General features: G+C 71.6%; 16 protein-coding genes and 1 riboswitch. Of the genes, 8 read left to right on the top strand and 8 right to left on the bottom strand.

Translation table 11 applies throughout. The features are described from left to right. The first annotated feature begins 18 nt into the window (after positions 1 to 18). Complete coding sequence (gnd, locus tag M6B22_RS07660; protein ID WP_269445175.1) at positions 19 to 1,038, top strand: phosphogluconate dehydrogenase (NAD(+)-dependent, decarboxylating); 1,020 nt, start codon at positions 19 to 21, stop codon at positions 1,036 to 1,038. 104 nt (positions 1,039 to 1,142) lie between these two features. Here the strand turns inward: gnd and M6B22_RS07655 are convergent, their stop codons facing one another. The 5 genes from M6B22_RS07655 to gndA all read right to left on the bottom strand — a co-directional run bounded on the left by M6B22_RS07655 (position 1,143) and on the right by gndA (position 6,726). Beyond that, positions 1,143 to 3,110 (bottom strand): CASTOR/POLLUX-related putative ion channel, encoded by a 1,968-nt coding sequence (locus tag M6B22_RS07655; protein WP_269445174.1) that lies wholly within the window; start codon positions 3,108 to 3,110, stop codon positions 1,143 to 1,145. Positions 3,111 to 3,486: 376 nt separating this feature from the next. Further along, a complete protein-coding gene (locus tag M6B22_RS07650) occupies positions 3,487 to 4,188 on the bottom strand; it encodes a 2OG-Fe(II) oxygenase (RefSeq protein ID WP_269445173.1) in 702 nt (233 codons plus the stop codon). Continuing rightward, positions 4,185 to 4,775: a methylated-DNA--[protein]-cysteine S-methyltransferase gene (locus M6B22_RS07645; RefSeq protein ID WP_269445172.1), complete on the bottom strand. Its 591-nt coding sequence runs from the start codon at positions 4,773 to 4,775 to the stop codon at positions 4,185 to 4,187. Before M6B22_RS07645 ends, M6B22_RS07650 begins: the two co-directional genes overlap by 4 nt. Further along, positions 4,772 to 5,260, bottom strand: coding sequence for an RNA polymerase sigma factor (locus M6B22_RS07640; protein WP_269445171.1), 489 nt, complete (start codon positions 5,258 to 5,260; stop codon positions 4,772 to 4,774). The genes M6B22_RS07645 and M6B22_RS07640 overlap by 4 nt, the downstream gene beginning before the upstream one ends. A 35-nt stretch (positions 5,261 to 5,295) precedes the next feature. Further along, positions 5,296 to 6,726: an NADP-dependent phosphogluconate dehydrogenase gene (gene gndA, locus M6B22_RS07635; protein WP_269445170.1), complete on the bottom strand. Its 1,431-nt coding sequence runs from the start codon at positions 6,724 to 6,726 to the stop codon at positions 5,296 to 5,298. A gap of 52 nt (positions 6,727 to 6,778) precedes the next feature. Here gndA and M6B22_RS07630 point away from each other — a divergent pair, with 52 nt between their 5' ends. The 5 genes from M6B22_RS07630 to M6B22_RS07610 all read left to right on the top strand — a co-directional run bounded on the left by M6B22_RS07630 (position 6,779) and on the right by M6B22_RS07610 (position 10,065). After that, a complete protein-coding gene (locus tag M6B22_RS07630; protein WP_269445169.1) occupies positions 6,779 to 7,141 on the top strand; it encodes an ArsC/Spx/MgsR family protein in 363 nt (120 codons plus the stop codon). Positions 7,142 to 7,172: 31 nt separating this feature from the next. Continuing rightward, positions 7,173 to 8,384 (top strand): amidohydrolase, encoded by a 1,212-nt coding sequence (locus tag M6B22_RS07625; protein ID WP_269445168.1) that lies wholly within the window; start codon positions 7,173 to 7,175, stop codon positions 8,382 to 8,384. A gap of 50 nt (positions 8,385 to 8,434) precedes the next feature. After that, complete coding sequence (locus tag M6B22_RS07620) at positions 8,435 to 9,274, top strand: UbiA family prenyltransferase (protein ID WP_269445167.1); 840 nt, start codon at positions 8,435 to 8,437, stop codon at positions 9,272 to 9,274. A gap of 237 nt (positions 9,275 to 9,511) precedes the next feature. Then, a complete protein-coding gene (locus M6B22_RS07615; RefSeq protein ID WP_269445166.1) occupies positions 9,512 to 9,742 on the top strand; it encodes a hypothetical protein in 231 nt (76 codons plus the stop codon). Continuing rightward, positions 9,688 to 10,065 (top strand): DUF1501 domain-containing protein, encoded by a 378-nt coding sequence (locus M6B22_RS07610; protein ID WP_269445165.1) that lies wholly within the window; start codon positions 9,688 to 9,690, stop codon positions 10,063 to 10,065. Before M6B22_RS07615 ends, M6B22_RS07610 begins: the two co-directional genes overlap by 55 nt. Before the next feature lie 10 nt (positions 10,066 to 10,075). Here the strand turns inward: M6B22_RS07610 and M6B22_RS07605 are convergent, their stop codons facing one another. Further along, positions 10,076 to 11,545: a glycine hydroxymethyltransferase gene (locus M6B22_RS07605; protein WP_269445164.1), complete on the bottom strand. Its 1,470-nt coding sequence runs from the start codon at positions 11,543 to 11,545 to the stop codon at positions 10,076 to 10,078. A gap of 21 nt (positions 11,546 to 11,566) precedes the next feature. After that, a riboswitch (ZMP/ZTP riboswitch) is annotated at positions 11,567 to 11,652 on the bottom strand. Positions 11,653 to 11,839: 187 nt separating this feature from the next. Here M6B22_RS07605 and M6B22_RS07600 point away from each other — a divergent pair. Then, a complete protein-coding gene (locus M6B22_RS07600; protein WP_269445163.1) occupies positions 11,840 to 12,907 on the top strand; it encodes a type IV toxin-antitoxin system AbiEi family antitoxin domain-containing protein in 1,068 nt (355 codons plus the stop codon). Beyond that, positions 12,868 to 14,031 carry an acyl-CoA dehydrogenase gene (locus M6B22_RS07595; RefSeq protein ID WP_269445162.1) on the top strand — a complete coding sequence of 388 codons (1,164 nt, stop codon included), beginning with the start codon at positions 12,868 to 12,870 and terminating at the stop codon, positions 14,029 to 14,031. The genes M6B22_RS07600 and M6B22_RS07595 overlap by 40 nt, the downstream gene beginning before the upstream one ends. 90 nt (positions 14,032 to 14,121) lie before the next feature. Here M6B22_RS07595 and M6B22_RS07590 read toward each other — a convergent pair whose 3' ends face one another. Both M6B22_RS07590 and M6B22_RS07585 read right to left on the bottom strand, forming a co-directional pair. Next, on the bottom strand, positions 14,122 to 14,526 hold the full coding sequence (locus M6B22_RS07590) for a VOC family protein (RefSeq protein WP_269445161.1): 405 nt from the start codon (positions 14,524 to 14,526) through the stop codon (positions 14,122 to 14,124). Between the two features lie 53 nt (positions 14,527 to 14,579). Further along, positions 14,580 to 15,497 (bottom strand): TIGR03619 family F420-dependent LLM class oxidoreductase, encoded by a 918-nt coding sequence (locus M6B22_RS07585; protein ID WP_269445160.1) that lies wholly within the window; start codon positions 15,495 to 15,497, stop codon positions 14,580 to 14,582. Positions 15,498 to 15,503 lie beyond the last annotated feature (6 nt).

The raw sequence follows: 15,503 nt of genomic DNA, 5'->3' as shown, positions 1-15,503 counted from the left end.
GTCGTCAGAGGAGAACGCATGCAGCTCGGAATGGTCGGACTCGGTCGGATGGGCGCGAACATCCTGCGCCGCGTGATGCGCGACGGGCACACCGCGGTCGCCTTCGACACCAACGCCGACTCCGTCGCGACACTGGCCGGCGAGGGGGCGGTCGGCGCGAACACGTTGCAGGAGTTCGTCGACGCGCTGGAGCAGCCCCGCGTCGCGTGGGTGATGATCCCGGCGGGGATCACCGACAAGGTGGTGCAGCAGCTCGCGGACCTGATGGACGCGGGGGACATCATCATCAACGGCGGCAACTCGAACTACCGCGAGGACGTGGACCGATCGGCCGCACTGTCCGAGCGCGGCATCCACTACCTGGACGTCGGCACGAGCGGCGGGGTGTGGGGACTCGAGCGCGGCTACTGTCTGATGATCGGTGGAGCGGACGAGGCAGTCGGGCACTGTGCGCCGCTGTTCACCTCGATCGCGCCGGGTCTCGGTTCGGTGGAGCGCACGCGCGGGCGCTCGGGTGACCCGACACCGGAGGAACAGGGCTGGCTGCACTGCGGCCCGTCCGGCGCGGGGCACTTCGTGAAGATGGTGCACAACGGCATCGAGTACGGCGTGATGGCCGCGTACGCCGAGGGGCTGAACGTGCTCGAGCACGCGAACGCCGGCGCGCTCGAGCAGGAGCACTCGGCCGAGATCACGCCGCTGGACCAGCCGCAGTACTACCAGTACGACCTGGACATCGCGAAGGTCACCGAGGTGTGGCGGCGCGGCTCGGTCGTCGCGTCGTGGCTGCTCGACCTGACTGCCGACGCGCTGTACGAGAACCCCTCGCTGGAGGGCATCGCCGGCCGGGTGTCCGACTCCGGTGAGGGCCGCTGGACGGTGAAGGCCGCGATCGACGAGGGTGTGCCGGTGCCGGTGCTGTCCGCGGCGCTGTTCGCGCGGTTCTCCAGCCGCGGCGAGGCGGTGTATGCGGACAAGCTGCTCTCGGCCATGCGCAAGGAGTTCGGCGGCCACGTGGAGCTGCCCACCGGCGAGTGACCCGATGAGCAGCCGAACTCGACGCCCTGGTGCGCGGCTGAGCGCGTGCGAGGAGCCGGTGGCGATTGATCAACGCCGAATTGTGGCTGCGGAGCGACCACAAGTCAGTCTTGATCAAGCAGGGCAGGGCCGCTCAGCCCGGGCGCAGGGGACGCGTCCAGCACGCCGGCCAGGGCCGGTGCCGTCGGCGGACGGCCGGCCCGCTGCCCGAGAACCAGCACCTGGTCGTCCGCACCGAACGTCAGGGGCGTCACCTTGGCGGGGTTGAGCACCACGGTTTCGCCGATGCGATAGCCCAGGGCGCTCTCGCCGCGCTGGGCGGCCGCCGCGACGACGTGCGCGTAGGTGGTCGCAGTCGTGGTCGCGTAGAGCCCGGCGGGGCGTAGCGAGATGAAGCTGCCTTCGGTGTCGAACAGCTCGGCGAAGACGTCCTGCAGCTCCAACCGCTCAGACAGCTGGGCGATCATCAGGCTGGACAGCTCGTCGCTGACGATGAAGTCGTCCGCCCCGGTCGTCTGCGCCACCGCCACGTTCGAGCGATCCAGCATCTCGGCCACGATGCGGGGCCGCCGGCCATGTGAGCGCCACGCCTTGTGCAGCGCGAGCAGGGTCAGCATCGAGCGGGTATCCGCCTGCGCGGGCGTCAGCTTGTGGCGGTAGCCCAGCACGATCGCCTCGTCGTAGTCGCGGGCGGTCACGATGTCCACCAAGGGCTGCGGGTGTGCCGGCAGTGCGTGCAGTTCGACGGTGCAGTTGGCGCACGCGGGCAGCACGACCTCGTCCGCAGCGAGCACCGCGGTATCGATGAGCAGATCGACGACCGAGCCGGTCCCGAGGAACTGGTCCAGTTCGCGCAGCACGGTCTCACCGAGCGGGCTCCAGCCGACGATCACGACGCGTCGGGCGGGTTCGGCGAACGGGAGCGCGCCCGAGACCGCGCCGACCTGCACGTCCTGGAAGCCGCCGAACACGACCCGGTCGTCGTCGGCGGCCACGACGATCACCTCGTCGCCCTCGGCGAAAACGGTGTCGCCGGGCGGGTTGAGCTGGGTCCGGCCGTCCCGCAGCATGCCGATCACCGACGAGTCGGGGAAGGCGAGCAGCGCCTGCCGGTAGGTGTGCCCGGTCAACTCCGGCACGCGGGAGAAGTAGATCTCGTCGCCGTCGAAATCGATCAGATCGCGGAACACGCCGGCCAGCCCGCTCTGGTGGCAGGCCTGCGCGGTCACCTGGCTGATGACCTCGTCGGCACGCACGGTGGCGATGCGCCGGTCCGTCAACACCCGCAGTGCTTCGGCGTGATCGGCACCGAGCAGTTCGGCGACCACCCGCAGCCGGGTCAGGTCCGGGTCGATGCTGCGCACCGCCAGCAGCGCCTTGACCACGCCGGGGTCGCCGTCGGCGCCTGCCAGCACGATCACCGACCGGGCGCCCTCGATGTTCACCAGCCGCAGGTCGTCGATGCTGCCGGTGTCCCCGGTGCGGCACACGACACGGGTCGTCCTGGTGTTCGGCACGAGCCGGTGCAGCTCGTCCTCCATCTCGTCCTTCGCCCGGTCGGCAAGCACGACCACGCTCTGCCGCCGCTGGTTCTCGTTCGCGATGACCAGCTCGGACAAGATCACCGGCAGCCGCTCGGACCAGCCGAGCACCAGCGTGTGCCCGTCCTCGAGCACCTCGCTGCGGCCCTTGCGAAGGTGGTCGATCCGCTGGTCGACCGCGTTCGCGATCAGGCCGATCAGCGAGCCGGCCAGGAATATCCCGGAGAGGGTCACGACGAAGCTGATCGCCCGCGTGGCCCAGTCCTGGTCGCTCGCGATCGTGCCGGTGTCGATCACCCGCAACAGCGCCTGCCAGAACGCCTCGGCGAAGGACAGGCCGTGCGGATCGCCGTTGACGCCCGCCAGTCGCAGCACGGTCAGCAGCGACGCCGACACCAGGATGATCACGAGCATGACGGCGCCGACGTAACCGATGATGATCAGCGGTCCGCGAGACAGTGCGAGATCGAAGCGGTAGCGCAGCCGGGCGGTGATCGTCCGGGCCGGCCTCGGCTGCTTGTCGTGCGACATGCGCGCGCCCTTCGACCCGTCACGGGCAGCGCCCGGCCCCCGGTCGGGAGCCGCGTCAGGATACCGAGGTCGCGGTCGCCTGTACCAGACCTCGGCGTGATCTCCTCTGGCCGAGCCATGGATCTGCGCGCACGGTTGTGCGGGCCGCGCAGGTCTTCGACGCAACGAACGGACCGTGACGGCGTCGCGCGGGTGATGCGCCGTCGGCAGCGCGACGTATCGGTGGGCCGCCCGACCTGGTGTAAGTGCCGCCGCATCGGGCTCTGCGCGCAAGGGTGCTAGCAGAGCACGATGCGCGTGGATGCGCATGCGCGGATTTCGTCCTCCGCTGACGTTGTTGCCTGCAGACGCGTGCTTCGGATCGGCATCGAGCGGGTCAGGCGGCGTCGTGGAAGAGCAGGCCTAGTGTGTGCCGCCGACCGGAGGCGACCTCGCTCACCCCGTGCCGCATCGGCGCGCGCGACCAGCCGCGCGCCGAACGCACCGGACGCTCGCGGGTGGTGAACACCAGCCCATGACCTTGTTCCAGCACCCGGACCAGTCCGCGCGACTGGGCGCGCGGCCGCTGCTCGAGCATGAGGAACTCGCCGCCGCTGAAGTCCACGCCCGGGACGTCCAGGCCGATCACCACCTGCAGTGGGAACACCAGGTCGCCGTACAGGTCGCGGTGCAGCGCGTTCCAGTCGCCGGTGCCGTAGCGCAGCAGGATGGGCGTCGGCCGGCTCTGCCCGGCCCGATGGCAGCGGTCCAGCCACTCGTCCAGGGTGTCCGGCCAGAGCGGATCCCGGCCGAGCCGCTCGGCCCACTCGCGTGCGATCGGCAGCAGCCGCGGGTAGAGCGCGTGCCGCAGTTCGTCCACCAGCGCCGGCAGCGGACGGGCGAAGTAGCGGTACTGCCCGCGGCCGAAGCGGTAGCGCTCCATGTCGATCGTGCTGCGGAAGCGCGACGGGTCGTCGTACAGCGCGGACACCTCGCCGCACTGCGCGGCATCCAGCAGTCGGCCGACCGGCGCGCACCCGGCTCGGTCGAGTTCGGCCGCGACGGCAGCCCAGTCCTGCCGATCGACCGAGTTGCTCATGCCGCCTCCAGGGCGAGCAGCGTCAGCTTGGCCTCCGGCCCGCCCGCGTACTGCCCGGGGGTCCCGTCCGAGCGCACCACCCGGTGGCACGGCAGCACGATCGGCAGCGGGTTGCGCGCGCACGCCGTCCCCACCGCACGCACCGCGCCCGGGTTGCCCGCCAGCCGCGCCACGTCGGCATAGCTCGCGGTCGAGCCGTAGCCGATCTCCGGCAGGTGGGCGAGCACCTCGGCGCGGAAACCCGAGGCGAGGCGGCGGTCCAGCGGCAGGTCGAACGTGCGTCGCGTCCCGGCGAAGTACTCCTCCAGTTCGCGGACGAGCGGGTCGAGCCGGGCGGGGGCGCGCAGCACGCGCGGGCTGACCAGGCTCGCCAGGGCGGCCAGTGCCGCGTCGTGGCCCTGCTGTTCGAACGCGATCCGCACCACTCCCGCGGGGGTCGCGGCGAGCAGCAGCGTCCCGACGGGGGAGTCGACGGTGCGGTACGCGACGTCCACCAGGCCGTCGGCCTCGGCAGCAGCCGCCAGCCGCGCGTGCAGCCGGCGCATCGTCGCATCGTCCGGGTTCAAGGGCTCAAGCAGATCGTTCATCGGAAGGCTCCTTGTTGTCGTGGGGCGCGCAGCGTGGCGCGCAACGTCCTCATGCCGTCGGCCGCGGCCCGGCGCGCTGCCGCCTCGGAGTTTCCGAGCAGCTTCGCGACCTGGGCATACGGCAACCCGGCGAGATGGTGGTAGGCGATCGCCTCGCGTTGCTTGCGCGGCAGGTCCGCGAGCGCCGGCCACAGGGCGTCGTCGAGATCCGGCGGGTTCTCGACGAGCCGTTCCGGCAACTGGTCGACCGGCACCGGACGCCGGGCCGACGCGCGGTGCTGGTCGATCGCCTTGTGCTTGGCGATCGTCACCAGCCAGGCCTCGACGTTCGCGTCCGCCGGCAGGTCGGGGTAGGCCCGCAGGGCGGCCACGAACGTCTCGGACCAGGCGTCCTCGGCGTCGTCGCGTCCGAGCACCGCGCGACACACCCGCAGCACCGTAGGGCCGTGCTGCGTGACGACCTGCTCGAACGGTATCCGGTTCACATCAGGTAGACGCCTCGCGCATGCCGAACGTGAGATCAGGCCGGGTGCTCGGCCTTGTCCCCGGCCCATTGCACGTGGAACGAGCCGTCCCGGTCGGTGCGCCGGTACGTGTGCGCGCCGAAGTTGTCGCGCAGGCCCTGGATGAGCGCAGCGGGCAGCGGCAGCCGGCGCAGCGCGTCGTAGTACGCGAGAGAGGACGAGAACGCGGGCGTCGGGATGCCGCCCAGCGCCGCCGTTGCGACGACGCGGCGCCACGACTGAACTCCCGCCCTGACCGCGTCGGCGAAGTACGGGGCGACCAGCAGCGACGGCAGGTCCGGGTCGGCGTCATAGGCCTCGCGGATGCGGTCCAGGAACCGGGCCCGGATGATGCAGCCGCCGCGCCAGATCGTCGCCATCGCGCCGCGGTCGACGTCCCAGCCGTACTCGGCCGAGCCGGCGGTGATCAGGTCGAAGCCCTGCGCGTAGGCGACCACCTTCGACGCGTACAGGGCGCGCCGCACGTCCTCGATGAACTGCTCGCGGTCGTCGACCTGGATGCCGCTTTCCTGGCTGAGCGCCGCCCGCGCCGCGCTTCGCTGCTCGGCGTGTCCGGACAGCGACCGCGCGAACGTCGCCTCGGCAATGCCGGTGATCGGCACGCCCAGGTCGAGTGCGGTCTGCACCGTCCAGCGCCCGGTGCCCTTCTGCTCGGCCTGGTCCAGCACGATGTCGACGAACGGCTTGCCCGTGGTGTCGTCGACGTGGGCGAGTACGTCGGCCGTGATCTCGATCAGGAACGACTCGAGGTCACCGGAGTTCCAGGTGCGGAAGATCTCCGCGAGCTCAGGCGGCTCTGCGCCGAGCCCGGCCCGCAACAGGTCGTACGCCTCGGCGATCAGTTGCATGTCCGCGTACTCGATGCCGTTGTGCACCATCTTGACGAAGTGCCCGGCACCGTCCGGTCCGACGTGCACGCAGCACGGCGTCCCGTCCACCTGCGCCGCGATCGACTCGAAGATCGGCCCGAGCTTCTGGTACGACTGCGCCGAACCGCCCGGCATGATCGACGGGCCGAGCAGCGCGCCCTCCTCGCCGCCGGACACCCCACAGCCGACGAAGTGGATGCCGTGCTCGCGCAAGGTGGCCTCGCGCCGGCGCGTGTCGGCGAAGTGCGCGTTGCCGCAGTCGATCACGATGTCGCCCTCGTCCAGCAGTGGGGTGAGTTCCTCGATCACCGCGTCGGTCGGCTCGCCCGCCTTGACCATGACGATCACCGCGCGCGGCGACTTGAGCGAGCCGACGAACTCGGCCAGCGATTCGCTCGCCACGAACGTGCCCTCGTCGCCGTGCTCGGCGACGAGCGAACGGGTGCGCTGCACCGACCGGTTGTGCAGCGCCACCACATGGCCGTGCCGGGCGAGGTTGCGCGCGAGGTTGCGGCCCATCACCGCGAGGCCGGTTACTCCGATGTCTGCTGTCGCCATGGCCCAACCCTACGGTCCCGCGATTGCGCCGATTTCCTGGCAGGCTGAGGGCATGGAGATCTGGATCAACCCGGCGTGCTCGAAGTGCCGGACCGCGCTGTCGATCCTGGACGAGGCCGGCGCCACCTACACCACGCGCCGGTACCTGGACGACCCGCCGACCGCGGTCGAGCTCGGTTCGCTGCTCGCCCGGCTCGGCCTCGAGCCGTGGGACATCACCCGGATGGGCGAGGCCGAGGCGAAGGAGCTGAAGCTGGCGTCCTGGCCGAAGGAGCCGGCCGCGCGCACCCGCTGGATCGAGACGCTGGCGGCGCACCCGATCCTGATCCAGCGCCCGATCATCACGGCCGACTCGGGCGCGGCAGCGGTGGCCCGCTCGGACACGACGGTGCGCGCGATGATCGCCGAGGTATGACGCCGGTAGCGGTCCTGGCTACGTTCGAATGATGAATCCTCACGGCGGCAGCGTGGCCATTGTCGGCGGACGGGTCGTCCCCGGCGCCGCCGACCCGATCGAGAACGCGACCGTGCTCATCACCGACGGCGTGATCGAGGCGGTCGGCGCGAACGTCGCGGTACCCTACGGCGTCCGCACGATCGACGCGAGCGGGCACTGGGTGTTGCCCGGCTTCGTCGAGGCGCACGCGCACGTCGGCGTGCACGAGGAGGGCGAGGGTCCGGCCGGCCAGGACACCAACGAGATGACCGACCCGAACGGCGCCCGGCTGCGCGCGCTCGACGCGATCAACCCCGCCGAACGTGGCTTCGCCGATGCGCTGGCCGGGGGCGTGACGACCGTCGTGGTCAAGCCGGGCAGCGGCAACCCGATCGGCGGCCAGACGGTGGCGATCAAGACCTGGGGCCGCATCGTCGACGAGATGATCGTCAAGTCCCCGACCAGCGTGAAGAGCGCGCTCGGCGAGAACCCCAAGCGGGTGTACGGCGAGAAGAAGGAGTTGCCCTCGACCCGCCAGGGCGTGGCCGCCGTCATCCGCGACGCGTTCGGCAAGGCACAGGACTACCGCGCCAAGCGGGACGCCGCCGCGAGCAAGGGCGATCCGTTCGACCGCGACCCGACGTGCGAGGTGCTGGTCCGCGTGCTCGACGGCGAGCTGCCGTGGTGCCAGCACACGCACCGGGCCGATGACATCGCGACGGCGATCCGGCTGGCCGACGAGTTCGGCTACCGGCTCATCGTCAACCACGCCACCGAGGGTTTCCTGCTCGCCGACGTGCTGGCCGAGCGGCAGATCCCGTGCATCGTCGGCCCGCTGTTCACGACCCGCTCGAAGGTGGAACTGCGCGAGCGGACGCTGGCCAACCCGGGCCGGCTCGCGAACGCCGGCGTGCTGGTGGCGCTCACCACCGACCATCCGGTGGTTCCGATCAACTTCCTGGTGCACCAGGCGACGCTGGCCGTGAAGGAGGGGATGAGCCGCGACGATGCGCTGCGCTCGCTCACCGTCAACCCGGCGCAGATGATGGGCCTGGCCGATCGGGTCGGCGCGCTCGAAGTGGGCCGCGACGGTGACGTGGTGATCTGGGACGGTGACCCGCTGGACGTGATGAGCCGCGCGCGGCGGGTGTTCGTCAACGGCGTGTCCGTCTACGAGTGGCGGGACGGCGCCGGCGTGGTCAGCTCGCCGTACCGGGTCTAGCGGCGACGGTGACCGCCGGGGAGCCGTCAGCCGAGCGATCAGGGCGGCGGGTGAGCGGCGTGCTGCGCAGCGCCTCGGCGCTGGCCCGCTCGTGTCACCCGGCACCCAGCGCCGGGGTCACCGCGTTCGCCACCGTCCTCGCCGTCACCGCCGGGAACGGCGCCGGAACCTGCGCGCTGCTCGCGCTCGCCGTGCTGGCCGGGCAGCTCTCGATCGGCTGGTCGAACGACCGCCTCGACGCGGCGCGCGACCGGGCCGTCGCCCGCACCGACAAGCCGATCGCCACCGGCGAGCTGGCGCACCGCACCGTCGAGGTGGCGATCGCCGTCGCGCTGGCGGCGTGCGTGGCGTGCTCGCTCGCCCTGGGCTGGCGGGCCGGCCTGCTGCACCTGGCCGCGGTCTCGGGCGGCTGGCTGTACAACCTGTGGCTGAAGGCGACCTGGTTCTCGTGGTTGCCGTACGCGGCCGCGTTCGGCGCGCTGCCCGCGATCGCGGTCCTCGCCGTCCCCGGCCATCCGGCGCCCGCTGCCTGGCCGATCGCGGCCGGAGCCTGCCTGGGCGTCGCCGCGCACCTGACCAACGTGCTGCCGGACCTCGCGGGCGACCGGGCGACCGGGATCCGCGGCCTGCCCCACCGGATCGGCGCCCGAGCGTCGCTCGCCCTGACCGGCCCGCTGCTGGTCGCGGCCACCGGCTGCGCAGCGTTCGGGCCGCCGGGCGTCCCCTTTCTGCTCGGCTGGCTCGCGTTCGCGGTCAGCGTCGTGGTCGCCGTGCTGGGCCCGGCGGTGCTGTGGCGGCGGCCGGCCGGCAAGCTGGCCTTCTACGCGATCTTCGTCGTCGTCGCGCTGGAGCTGGCCGTGATCGTCGCCGACGGGCACCGGCTGCGCTGACCGACGACTGCGCGCAGATTCTTACGCTAGCCTTACGCGGCGGGAACGGAGCTGCCGCACCGACGCGGGGTGACGGTGCAGTTCGAACGTCGCGGAACTGCTGATGAGCAACCGCGTCTGGCCGACCCTGCGCCAGGCCGCCGCGCACGCCCACCGCACGAGCGTGGCGCCACTCGCCTGGGACCCCACCAATCTGGTGCTGTCGCGGTTCAGCTTCGGCCCGACGTCCCGGCGACGATGGCCGCGCTGGCCACCGCGAAGCGCGCCCGCACCGGTTCCGGGGTGCGCAACGGTGCGGCCTACCCGAAGCACGGCTTCGCCACCGCGCTGAAGGACCTGGCCGCGATCCTGCGCGCCGAGTTACAGGTGGCGACCGTCGACGTCGGCGGCTGGGACACGCACACCGACGAGGCGTGGACTTCGACCGGCAACTGGGCGAGACGGCCAAGTCGCTGGCCGCGTTCATGACCGATCTCGGCGCGGCACGGCGCAAGCGGGTGAGCGTCGTGGTCATGACCGAGTTCGGCCGGCGCGTTGCGATGAACGCCAGCGGCGGCACCGACCACGGGCACGGCGGCGTCACCTGGCTGCTCGGCGGCGGGATCGTCGGCGGCGTCCACGGCCGGTGGGCCAAGCTGTCCACCGCCACCTTGCCGGACGGGGACGTGCCCGGCTGGAACAACCCGTTCGACATCCTCGGCGAGCTGGCCGCCACGCGGCTGCGCGCCGGCGGCCTGTCCCACGTGTTCCCCGGCCACCGCGTGCGCGCGCTCGGGGTGGCACGCAGCTGACGCTGTCGGCTCAGCCCAGGTCGATGCCCGGGTAGAGCGGGTTGGCGTCGAGCAGTTCGGCCGCCGCAGCATGGGTCTTGTCGGCCACGCCGTCGCCGATCGTGTACTTCGCCTTGGACGCGCCACCGCTGGCCGCCGCGGTGGGCGTGGTCGCCGAGAGCACGTCGACGATCAGCTCGGCGACGCGGTCGAACTCCGTGGGCCCGAACCCCCGGCTGGTGAGCGCCGGGGTGCCGATGCGCACGCCCGAGGTGTACCAGGCCCCGTTCGGGTCGCGGGGGATCGCGTTGCGGTTCGTGACGATGCCGCTGTCGAGCAGCGCCGACTCCGCCTGGCGGCCGGTGAGCCCGAACGTCGAGACGTCGATCAGGGCGAGGTGGTTGTCGGTGCCGCCGGTGACCAGGCGTGCGCCGCGCCGCATCAACCCGTCGGCGAGCGCGACCGCGTTGGACGCCACGTTCTGCGCGTACTGCTGGAACATCGGCTGGCGTGCCTCGGCCAGCGCCACCGCCTTCGCGGCCATGACGTTGCCGAGCGGGCCGCCGAGCACCATCGGGCAACCCCGGTCGACCGAGTCGGCGTACTCGGGCTGGCACAGCACCAGGCCGCCGCGCGGGCCGCGAAGCGACTTGTGCGTGGTCGTGGTCGTGACGTGCGCGTGCGGCACCGGGTCGAAGTCGCCGGCGAACACCTTGCCGGCGACCAGGCCCGCGAAGTGCGCCATGTCGACCATCAGCGTCGCGCCGACCTCGTCGGCGATCTCGCGCATCCGCGCGAAGTTGATCCGCCGCGGGTAGGCCGAGTAGCCGGCGATCAGCACCAGCGGCTTGAACTCCCGGGCCTTGGCGGCCACGTCGTCGTAGTCCAGCAACCCGGTCTCCGGGTCGGTGCCGTAGCTGGACTGGTGGAACATCTTGCCGCTGATGTTCGGCCGGAACCCGTGCGTCAGGTGGCCACCGGCGTCCAGCGACATGCCGAGGGCGCGCTGGTCGCCGAGCGCCTTGCGCAGGCTCTGCCAGTCGTCGTCGGACAGGTCGTTGACGTGCTTGGCGCCCGCCTGTGCCAGCGCGGGCGACTCGACGCGCTGCGCGAGGATCGCCCAGAACGCGACGAGGTTCGCGTCGATGCCGCTGTGCGGCTGGACGTACGCGTGCGGTGCACCGAACAGCGCCTTCGCGTGGTCGGCGGCGAGTTGCTCGACAGTGTCGATGTTCTGGCAGCCGGCGTAGAAGCGGTGCCCGATGGTGCCCTCGGCGTACTTGTCCGAGAGCCAGTTGCCCATCGTGAGCAGCACCGCGGGGGAGGCATAGTTCTCGCTGGCGATCAGCTTGAGCGAGCTGCGCTGGTCGGCCAGTTCGGCCCGGATCGCGCCCGCGACGTCGGGTTCGACCGCGGCGATCAGGTCCAGCGCGGCTCGGTAGGCGGACGACGCGGTCGAGGCGTCGAAGGGCAGGACGTTGCTGTTCGCGTTCTCGGACACGGCGCGGCTCCTCCTCGTCGAATGGGAAGCCCAGGCGCGCGGCGGCGGTGCGGAGCTGCTCCCCGGTGGTCTGCCCACCTTACGAAGCGCCAGTCACAGCTCGTCAGCCAGCATAGTGCCCGGGCGCTGGGTCCGCCGGTGCCATTCCCGCGCCGTTGCCCTCCTGGTGGTCGCTAGTTGATCTTCGCAGCGACCACGAGAAGGGCAACGGCGCCGGCCACGCCCGGCGCGCGGGTTATCCACAGCGGCGTCGGACGGGGCGCGCGTGTGCGGCCGCTGCGGCAGGCTCGCCTGGTGCGCCCGGTACCCGACGTCGCGGCCGGCCAGCGTGCCGTGTTCACCGTCGCGCAGGCCCGCGCGGCCGGGTGGACGCGTTCGGCGATGCGCCACGCGGTGAGCTGCGGCGACCTGGTCGTGCTGCGCCCCGGCGTGCTGGCGCGTCCGGCCGAGCCGACCGGGTTCAGCTGGCTGGACGAGCGGGACCGACATGCCCGTGCCGCTGCAGCAGCGCTGCTCGGCCGGCCGCGCAGCCTGGCCAGCCACTGTGCGGCGGCGGTGCTGATGGACCTGCCGGTACTCGAGGTGCCGGAGGTGCCGTGCCTGACGGTGCTCCCGTCACACAGTGGTGCGGTCCGGGGCGTGCATCTGCACCGGACCCGGCTCGACGCCGGCGATCCGGGCAGACTGCGGGGCCTTCGGCTCACGATGCCGGCGCGGACCGTGGTCGACATCGCCCGCGAACGCGGCGTGGTTGCCGGCGTCGTGACCGCCGATGGCGCGCTGCAGCGTGGCCTGTTGACCGCGCGGGAGTTGAAGCTGGCGGTGCGCGCAGCCGCGGGTCGAGCCGGGGTCGAGCGTGCACGCGCTGCGGCAGCGCTCGCCGACGGTCGTGCCGAGTCGGCGCTCGAGTCGCGATCGCGGCTGGCCATCGCCGACGCGGGCCTGCCGCCGCCGGATCTGCAGCCGGACATCTTCGTCGACGGCCGCTTCGCCGGGCGAGTCGACTTCTACTGGGACGAGTTCGGCGTGATCGGCGAGGCCGACGGCTGGGAGAAGTACAAGGCCGGCTGGGAGCGGATTCGGGACGAGAAGCGGCGGCAGGAGCAGTTGGAGCGGGGACGGCTGATCGTGGTGCGCTGGGGATCGGACGACCTGGCCTCCTTCGCGCCGGTCACCGGACAGGTTGCGGGACGCCTTCACGCGCGGCCTGGGCGTTGGTCGCCCCGAACGTCGCTGGACCGTCCGGACGTCCGCGCTGCCGACGCGAGTATCCAGCTGACCGCGACTGCCGTCCAGATACTTGGTCGTCCTACTATTTACCCATGGGCATCGGTAATCCTGACTTCGACTCCTACCGGCTGAGCGACGAGCAACGGATGCTGCGCGCAGCCGTTCGCGCACTCGCCGAGGACAAGATCGCACCGCGCGCGGCCGAGATCGACGAGACGGCCGAGTTCCCGTACGACGTGCGGGACGCGCTGGTGCGCTCGGGCTTCCACGCCGTTCACGTGCCCGAGGAGTACGGCGGCATGGGGGCCGACGCGATCAGTGGCTGCATCGTCGTCGAGGAGGTCGCCCGGGTGTGCGCGTCGTCCTCGCTCATCCCGGCGGTCAACAAGCTGGGCAGCCAACCGGTCATCCTGTCCGGCTCCGAGGACCTGAAGAAGCAGGTGCTGCCGCCGCTCGCCTCCGGCGAGGCGATGTTCAGCTATGCGCTGTCCGAGCGCGAGGCCGGCTCGGACGCCGCGGCGATGCGCACCCGGGCCGTGTTGGACGGCGAGCACTGGGTGCTCAACGGCACCAAGTGCTGGATCACCAACGCGGGCGTCTCCACGCACTACACCGTCATGGCGGTCACCGATCCGCAGCATGGCGCCAACGGCATCTCCGCGTTCGTCGTGCATCAGGACGACCCGGGCTTCTCGGTCGGCGCCAAGGAGCGCAAGCTCGGGATCAAGGGCAGCCCGACCTGCGAGATCTACTTCGAGAACTGCACCATCCCGGCCGACCGGATCATCGGCGAACCGGGCACCGGATTCAAGACCGCGCTGCGCACGCTCGATCACACCCGGCTGGCGATCGGCGCGCAGGCGCTCGGCATCGCGCAGGGCGCGCTGGACGCGTCCGTCGCGTACATCAAGGAGCGGCGTCAGTTCGGCAAGCGCATCGCCGACTTCCAGGGCATCCAGTTCATGGTCGCCGACATGGCGATGCGGATCGAGGCGGCCCGGCATCTGGTCTACGCCGCGGCGGCGCGAGCCGAACGCGACGAGCCGAACCTGACCTTCACCTCGGCGGCCGCGAAGGTGTTCGCCTCGGACACCGCGATGTCGGTCACGACCGATGCGGTGCAACTGTTCGGCGGCTACGGGTTCACCAAGGACTTCCCGGTGGAGCGGATGATGCGCGACGCGAAGATCACCCAGATCTACGAGGGCACCAACCAGATCAACCGCATGGTGATGGCGCGCCAATTGGTGAAATAGAGGCAGTCCGGGCCGCATGAAGCACGCACAGCCGCGCGCATCACGGCCCGGTTGTGCACTGGCACGACCGCGCTCGCGTCGCCGCGGTGGTCAGTCGCGGGCGAGTCTGGCTTCCTCGCGGGTGGGCTCGAACAGCTCGATCGGGTTGCCCGCCGGGTCCTCGACGATCACCTGCTTGCCTCCGACACCGGTGATCGGCTCGCTGCGGAACCGCGCACCGGCCGCGCGCAACGCATCGACCGCAGCATCCAGGTCGGGCATCTCGAGCTGGATCCGGTTCCAGCCGCCCGGCGAAGGCAGCGTCCCGTCCGGCATCGCCTGACCGCCGCCCGGCCCGCCGCTAGGTGCGCTCAGCACCAGGCGCAGGTCGCCGCGCTCGAGCATGGCGAACGCCGGCGCCGGATGCATGACCTCGCTGAAGCCGAGTTGCCCGCAGTAGAAGGCGATTGCGGCGTCGACATCGTCGACTATGTAGCGCACTCCGACAGTTGCCATCGAACCTCGCCCGTCCCGTCGTCGAAACGTCCCGGAGTGGAAAGCCGGTCGCACTACCCCGGCGCGCAGGCGTCCAGCAGCATACGCGCTCTGGCCATGGCGGCGGCCGCGTCCGCCGCCGGATTGCCGACCTGCTCGGAGTCGAAGTTGGGGTCGAGGAACACCTCGTCGACCCCGCAGTCGGCATAGCGCGCCAAGCCTTCGCGGATCTGCGCCACGGTGCCGTGCAGCGGTGCCCGGTCAGGGTCGGGCACCGCGTCGTCCCGCACCCGCGCCACCCCGCGCACCACGCAGCGCACATCGTCACGAGACCTGCCCGCGCGCTCCGCGGCGTCGCGCACGGCACCGGCCCCGGACCGCACGTCCTCGACGCTCGCCCGGCTGAAGCTGATCCACCCGTCGCCGCGCGTGCCCGCACGGCGCAGCGCTGCCGGTGCCGTGCCACCCAGCAGCACCGGCGGCCGGGGCCGCTGCACCGGAGCAGGCGCGACGAACGAGCGCGGCACCGTGTAGAACTCACCGGCGAACTCGACCGGGTCCTGCGTCAGCAGCGCATCGAGGCAGTCGAGCCATTCGTCGAACCGGCGGCCGCGATGCTCGGTGGGCACGCCGGCGGCCGCGTACTCCTCTGCCGCCCAGCCCAGCCCGATGCCGGCGTCGAGCCGTCCGCCGGACAGCACGTCGATCGCCGCAAGTTGCTTGGCCAGGATCGCCGGCGCGTAGAACGGGCCGTTCACCACAGCGAGGCCGAGCCGGACGCGGGACGTCACCGCCGCGGCGAAGCCGAGTGCGATCAGCGGATCCAGGACGCTGCGGTACACGGCCGGCAGCTGCGAGTCGGCCGGATACAGCACCCGCTGGAACGTCCACACGCCCCGGTACCCGCGCTCGTCCGCCGTGCGCGCGATCTCGGTGATGTTCTCCGGCGTCGCCCACGCACCGGACGTCGGCAGCGCGAAGCTCACGTCCATGCGTTG

This window comes from Jatrophihabitans cynanchi, from assembly GCF_027247405.1.
In the GTDB taxonomy this organism is placed as follows: domain Bacteria; phylum Actinomycetota; class Actinomycetes; order Mycobacteriales; family Jatrophihabitantaceae; genus Jatrophihabitans_B; species Jatrophihabitans_B cynanchi.
The sequence above is the reverse complement of the archived record's forward strand: the minus strand, read 5'-3'. Positions and strand labels throughout refer to the sequence as shown.

Bases quoted from the DNA above. Each gene is read 5' to 3' on its own strand.
- M6B22_RS07630 (WP_269445169.1), top strand. From the start codon at position 6,779: ATGGAGATCTGGATCAACCCGGCGTGCTCGAAGTGCCGGACCGCGCTG.
- M6B22_RS07615 (WP_269445166.1), top strand. From the start codon at position 9,512: ATGGCCGCGCTGGCCACCGCGAAGCGCGCCCGCACCGGTTCCGGGGTG.
- M6B22_RS07590 (WP_269445161.1), bottom strand. From the start codon at position 14,526: ATGGCAACTGTCGGAGTGCGCTACATAGTCGACGATGTCGACGCCGCA.
- M6B22_RS07595 (WP_269445162.1), top strand. From the start codon at position 12,868: ATGGGCATCGGTAATCCTGACTTCGACTCCTACCGGCTGAGCGACGAG.
- M6B22_RS07650 (WP_269445173.1), bottom strand. From the start codon at position 4,188: ATGAGCAACTCGGTCGATCGGCAGGACTGGGCTGCCGTCGCGGCCGAA.
- gnd (WP_269445175.1), top strand. From the start codon at position 19: ATGCAGCTCGGAATGGTCGGACTCGGTCGGATGGGCGCGAACATCCTG.
- M6B22_RS07585 (WP_269445160.1), bottom strand. From the start codon at position 15,497: ATGGACGTGAGCTTCGCGCTGCCGACGTCCGGTGCGTGGGCGACGCCG.
- M6B22_RS07655 (WP_269445174.1), bottom strand. From the start codon at position 3,110: ATGTCGCACGACAAGCAGCCGAGGCCGGCCCGGACGATCACCGCCCGG.
- M6B22_RS07645 (WP_269445172.1), bottom strand. From the start codon at position 4,775: ATGAACGATCTGCTTGAGCCCTTGAACCCGGACGATGCGACGATGCGC.
- M6B22_RS07625 (WP_269445168.1), top strand. From the start codon at position 7,173: ATGAATCCTCACGGCGGCAGCGTGGCCATTGTCGGCGGACGGGTCGTC.
- gndA (WP_269445170.1), bottom strand. From the start codon at position 6,726: ATGGCGACAGCAGACATCGGAGTAACCGGCCTCGCGGTGATGGGCCGC.